Origin of the sequence: Terrisporobacter sp., assembly GCF_017888745.1 — a bacterium.
Taxonomy (GTDB): Bacteria; Bacillota; Clostridia; order Peptostreptococcales; family Peptostreptococcaceae; genus Terrisporobacter.
This window is the reverse complement of sequence record NZ_JAGHFM010000029.1, coordinates 1-6228: the sequence shown is the minus strand read 5'-3', so window position 1 is coordinate 6228 and position 6228 is coordinate 1. Positions and strand designations below refer to the sequence as shown.

Genomic DNA, 6228 nt, shown 5'->3' with positions numbered 1-6228 from the left:
TACTAATATCATCAATACAGTATAAGAAAATAATAAGTTTTATAATTGCTATAGCTGTATCTTTAATAATATTATCATTTAATTTTATTAATTTAATATTATCAAATAATATATCTAATATAGAGGTTATAAATTCATTTGAAGGAGATATAATTTTAGTCAGTTCTTTATTAATAACTTCTTTTATTTTGTCTTTATATATAGAGATAGAAAAAGATTATAATCTGAAGTTAAAGGAACTTGCTATAAAAGATGGTTTAACGGGATTATACAATCATAGGAGTTTTCAAGATATGTTAGATATATCTTTGAAAAAAGCTAAAAAATTAAATAAAGAAGTGTCACTTTTACTTATGGATATAGATAATTTCAAAAATTTTAATGATATAAATGGTCACCAAAAGGGAGACTGGCTACTTACGAAATTAGGACAAATGTTAAAGGATACAGTAGGAGACTTAGGGGTTGTGACGCGCTATGGTGGAGAAGAATTTGCTGTAATACTATACGATGTTGATAAAACTAAAGCATCAAATTTAGGAGAATTAATTAGACAAAATATAAGGAATACAACTTTTCCAAATCAAGAGCATCAGCCTAGTGGTAATTTAACTGTATCAATAGGTGTATCTTCTTATCCAACTGTAGCTAAAAATAAGAAAGAACTGATCGAGTTAGCAGATAATGCTTTATATAGAGCGAAATCTTTTGATAAAGATAGGGTAGAGATATATTATAATATTTTAGATGAGATAGATAACAACATTGATAAAAAATCTTTAAATTATATAGCTGGAATTATTGATCGGATTAATAAAAAAGATAAGTATACTTATGGACACTCTGAGAGGGTGGTAATTTATGCTAAAAAATTCGCTATATACTTAAACTTAGATGAAGAAAGTAAAAAAGATTTACTTTTAGCGGCATATCTTCATGATATAGGTAAATTAGAAATTTCTAAAGATTTATTAAATAAAAGAGATAAGCTATCTAAAAGTGAGTATAATTTATTAAAGCAACATCCAATACTTGGTGCAGATTTAATTAATAGTATGAATAAATTTAATGATATTGTTCCTATTATTAGGTATCATCATGAAAAGTTTGATGGTACAGGGTATCCTTCTAATTTAAAAGGAGAAGAAATACCATATCTTGCGCGTATACTTACAATAGTAGATAGCTTTGATGCTATGACATCTAAAAGACCTTATAACAGAAGAAAAGATTATCCTCAAGCCATAGATGAACTTAAAAAATGTAGCGGAACTCATTTTGATAAGGTTCTAGTTGATAAATTTATTGATATGTTAAAAAATGAAATAGAAGAAAAGGATAGTTATAAGTACTTAGAAGAAGTTTTATAATAAGTAAAATAACTTGATATATTGTGAAAAAAGCTTTCTATATACATTATTTTTAAATAAAGTATATAGAAAGCTTTTTATATTTATTATAAAAATAATGATTATAGTTATAAAGTTATAGGGTATAAATTTAAAGTAATAAATTAAAAATTTAAGAATATACGTAATAAAAATATATAATTAGCAATAAAGTATGGTACGTATAGAGATTTATAAATAAAAAAAATAAAAAAATTCATGTTTTGTTTGAGGATTATGTACTAATTTGTAAAATTACATTATAATGAATTTAGACATTAAAATATTGGAGGAAATGTAGTATGAAAATTAAATCAGATATAGAAATAGCTCAAGAAGCAAAACCTCTACATATTAGAGAAATCGGGAAAAAACTAGGACTATTAGAAGATGATTTAGAGTTTTATGGTAAGTATAAAGCAAAAGTTGATTATAACTTATTAAAAACTTATAAAAGTGATAAAAAATCAAAATTAATATTAACAACAGCTATTAATCCTACTCCAGCAGGGGAAGGTAAAACTACTACAACTATAGGTGTGGCTGATGCCTTACAAAAAATAGGTAAGAATACAATTGTAGCACTGAGAGAACCATCATTAGGACCAGTATTTGGAATAAAAGGTGGAGCAGCAGGTGGTGGATACGCTCAAGTTATACCAATGGAAGATATAAACTTACATTTTACAGGTGATTTCCATGCTATAGGTGCTGCAAATAACTTACTAGCAGCTATGATAGATAATCATATTCATCAAGGAAATAGTTTAAATATAAATCCTAAGACTATTACTTGGAGAAGATGTGTAGATATGAATGATAGACAGCTTAGAAATATAGTTTGTGGATTAGGAAAAAGAGTAGATGGAGTTACTAGAGAAGATGGTTTCGATATAACTGTTGCTTCTGAAGTAATGGCAGCATTTTGTTTAGCAAATAACATAGCTGATTTAAGGGAAAAACTTGGCAATATAATCATAGGATACTCTTACTCTGGAGAGCCAGTAACTGCAAAACAATTAAATGCAAATGGTGCTATGGCTGCTTTATTAAAAGATGCATTAAAACCAAACTTAGTTCAAACATTAGAAGGAACGCCAGCATTTGTTCATGGAGGACCATTTGCTAATATAGCTCATGGATGTAACTCAGTTATAGCTACGAAAATGGCAATGAACTTTGCTGATTATGTTGTAACAGAAGGAGGATTTGGAGCAGATTTAGGAGCAGAAAAATTCTTAGATATTAAATGTAGAATGGCTGATTTAAAACCGGATGCTGTTATAATAGTTGTTACAGTTAGAGCATTAAAATATAATGGTGGAATAAATAAAGAAAATTTAAATGAAGTTAATTTAGAAGCTTTAGATGCAGGGCTTCCAAATTTATTAAAACATGTTGAAAATATTACTAAAGTATTCAAACTACCTGCAGTAGTTGCAATAAATGAGTTCCCAACAGACTCTCAAGAAGAGATTGATTTGATACAAACAAGATGTAATGAGCTTGGTGTAAATGTTGTTGTATCTCAAGTATGGGCAAAAGGTGGAGAAGGTGGAGTTGAACTTGCTAGAGAAGTTGTTAGACTTTGTGATCAAAAAAGTGATCTCGAATATGTATATCCATTGGATTGTAGTATAAAAGAAAAAATAAATGCAATAGCAACAAAAATATATGGTGCTGATGGAGTTGATTATACTAAAGAAGCTGAGAAAGAAATAGCTAATTTAGAAACTTTAGGATTCTCTAATTTACCTATATGTATGGCAAAAACTCAGTATTCCTTGTCAGATGATACAACTAAACTTGGTAGACCGACTGGATTTAGAATAACAGTAAGACAATTAAACATAAGTGCAGGAGCAGGATTTATAGTAGCTCTTACAGGTGAAATAATGAAAATGCCAGGTTTACCTAAATTACCAGCAGCAGAAAGAATAGATGTGGATGAAAATGGAGTAATATCAGGACTATTTTAATGATATTCACTTAAATATATAATAATAAAAGATAGGATTAATTAATCCTATCTTTTATTATTATATAGATTATTTTTGTATATAATTTGAAAATAGAAGTACATATTTTTTCATATACTAAACTATATTTTAGCGTATTTAAATTATGTTAAATTATGATATACTCTTTATAATAATATTATTTTCACTACAACGAAAATTATATAAAAATATTAAATATAAATTTAAACAGAAGTAGGAGGTTTTATTATGGCAGGAATAATTTCGAGATTTAAGGATATTATGTCTTCAAATATTAATGCATTACTAGATAAAGCTGAAGATCCATCAAAAATGATTGACCAATACTTAAGAAACTTAGAAGGTGATTTAGGTAAGGTTAAGGCTGAAACAGCATCTGTAATGGCAGAGGAAAGCAGATCAAAACGTGAACTAAATGAATGTATAGAAGAAGTAGCTAAGATGCAAAGATATGCTGAAAAAGCTATTTTATCAGGCAATGATGGAGATGCAAAATTATTTTTAGAAAAGAAAAAAGAATTGACTTCAAAAAAAGAAACTTTGCAACAATCGTATGAAATATCAGCAGATAATGCAGCAAAAATGAGAAGTATGCATGATAAGCTGGTAAAAGATATAGCTGAATTAAATGCAAGAAGAGATCAATTAAAAGCAAAGCTTGCAGTAGCAAAAACACAAGAAAGATTAAATAAAATAGGTTCTAGTGCTAATGGGGCGATGGGGAACATGTCTGCTTTTGACAAAATGGAAGAAAAAATAAATAGACAACTAGATGAAGCAAATGCAATGGCTGAATTAAATTCATCTAAAAAAGAAAATAGTATAGAAGATTTAATGAGCAAATATGATAATGACGAGCCTTCTAATTCAGAAATAGATGATGAATTACAAGCATTAAAAAATAAATTAGGACTATAGATATAATCTTTACGGGGGTGATCTTATAAGTAAATCTTATTATTGTGAGGGCTGCGGTGGAATAATGGAGTTTGATGCAAATGTACAAGCTCTAAAATGTCCTAACTGTGGAACAAAAGTAGACATAGAAAATGATCCTACAAGTATAGTGGAACATAATCTTGATATTCATGCTATGAGAAAGATAAAAGTTGAAGAAAAAACATCAACAAGTATGGAATGTGAAGGTTGTGGAGCTCATGTAGAAGTAGATAAAACAAGCACAGCAACAACATGCCCTTATTGCGGATCACATTATGTTTTATCACAAAAGCAATTAGATTCGATTGTTCCAGATGGAGTTATTCCTTTTAAAATAGATAAAAATAAAGTAGAGTCTATATTTACAAATTGGATAAAAGGAAGATGGCTTGCTCCAAATATATTAAAAACCTTATATCAAAAAGACAAAATACAAGGAATATATATGCCATATTGGACATTTGATGCTAATACAAGAACACACTATACAGCTATGGGTGGAATTAATCATAGAGTAGAATATGAAGATGAAAATGGAGAGAAAAAAGTCAGAATAGAGACTAGGTGGTATCCTACAAGCGGTAATATAAATCATTTCTTTGATGATATACTAGTAAGTGCATCAAATAAGCTAGATGAAATACTATTAATAGGAGTACAACCAAGTAGCACAAGAAATATAGTATCATACTCACCTGATTATATGTCTGGTTATTGTGCAGAAATCTATACGGTAGATTTAAAGGATGCTCATAATGAGGCACTTGCTAAGATGAATAGACGACTTCGATCTAAAGCAGAAAGTGATGTATTGAGGAGATATGATTGTGTAAGAGCTCTTAGACTTAACACATCTTATTCAGATGAAACATACAAGCATATATTTGTACCAGTCTATTCAACTGCATATACGTATAAAGATAAACGATATAATGTTTTAATAAATGGCGAAACAGGAGAGATTAGAGGAGAGTATCCAAAAAGTATAGCTAAAATTACTGCTATAATAATTCTTATACTAGGTATATTATTTGGTATATATATGTCATCATCTGAAGATGAAGTAGCTTATAATTATAAATCACCAGAAAATCAATATATGACATCAGTAGGTGAATATGAAATCGTTGAAGAAATGAAGGAAAGTTATAATATATTTACTTCCTTTAGCGATAAACAATTGTTTTAGGAGGTTAAAGTTATGTTTTTTTTCGGTAGTCAATTTTCAAATGTAGTAGAATGGGAAGAATTTAGAGATGATATGCTATTTTGGAAATGGGATAATAAAGAAATAAAAAAAGGTAGTAAATTGATTGTGAGAATGGGTCAAGATGCTATTTTTATGTATAATGGAAAAATAGAAGGTATATTTAAAGATGAAGGTAGTTTTGATATTGAATCAGAAATAATACCTTTTTTATCAACATTAAAAGGATTTAAATTTGGATTTAATAGTGGAATTAGATCAGAAGTTTTATTTGTTAATACAAAAGAGTTAACAGTAAAATGGGGAACTAAAAATGCTATTAATATACCAACACAAGGTCTTCCAGGGGGTATGCCTATAAAGTCTTTTGGGACTTTTTGTTGTAAAGTATCTGACTATCAAGCACTAATTGATAAGATAGCGGGTGTAAAAAAACAGTTTACAATAGAAGATGTAAAATCTCGTATAATGTCTATGTTAGACCAAGTTATTATGAAGTGGATTGTAAAGGAAGGAAAAGATATATTTAATATTCAAGCTAATGCATTTGAAATATCAAAGGGTATTCAAGAAGATTTAGATTTTGAGATGCAAAAAATTGGTATCAGTATAACTAATTTTGCTATATCAAGTGTATCTTATCCAAAAGAAGTTCAAGAAATGGCTAATAAAGCGGCATCTCATAGTATGATAG

Annotated in this window: 5 protein-coding genes; all 5 read left to right on the top strand. The window is 28.5% G+C overall.

What is annotated here, in order from left to right:
* Positions 1 to 1370: bifunctional diguanylate cyclase/phosphohydrolase (locus tag J7G74_RS01080; protein ID WP_297130674.1), on the top strand; the 1370-nt coding region annotated here is incomplete at its 5' end.
* A 320-nt stretch (positions 1371 to 1690) separates the two neighbouring features.
* Positions 1691 to 3367, top strand: coding sequence for a formate--tetrahydrofolate ligase (locus tag J7G74_RS01075; protein WP_297130671.1), 1677 nt, complete (start codon positions 1691 to 1693; stop codon positions 3365 to 3367).
* Between the two features lie 249 nt (positions 3368 to 3616).
* Positions 3617 to 4306: a PspA/IM30 family protein gene (locus J7G74_RS01070; RefSeq protein ID WP_297130670.1), complete on the top strand. Its 690-nt coding sequence runs from the start codon at positions 3617 to 3619 to the stop codon at positions 4304 to 4306.
* A gap of 64 nt (positions 4307 to 4370) precedes the next feature.
* A complete protein-coding gene (locus J7G74_RS01065) occupies positions 4371 to 5516 on the top strand; it encodes a hypothetical protein (protein ID WP_297130667.1) in 1146 nt (381 codons plus the stop codon).
* Positions 5517 to 5528: 12 nt separating this feature from the next.
* The coding region (locus tag J7G74_RS01060; RefSeq protein WP_297130664.1) for an SPFH domain-containing protein at positions 5529 to 6228 on the top strand (700 nt) is incomplete at its 3' end.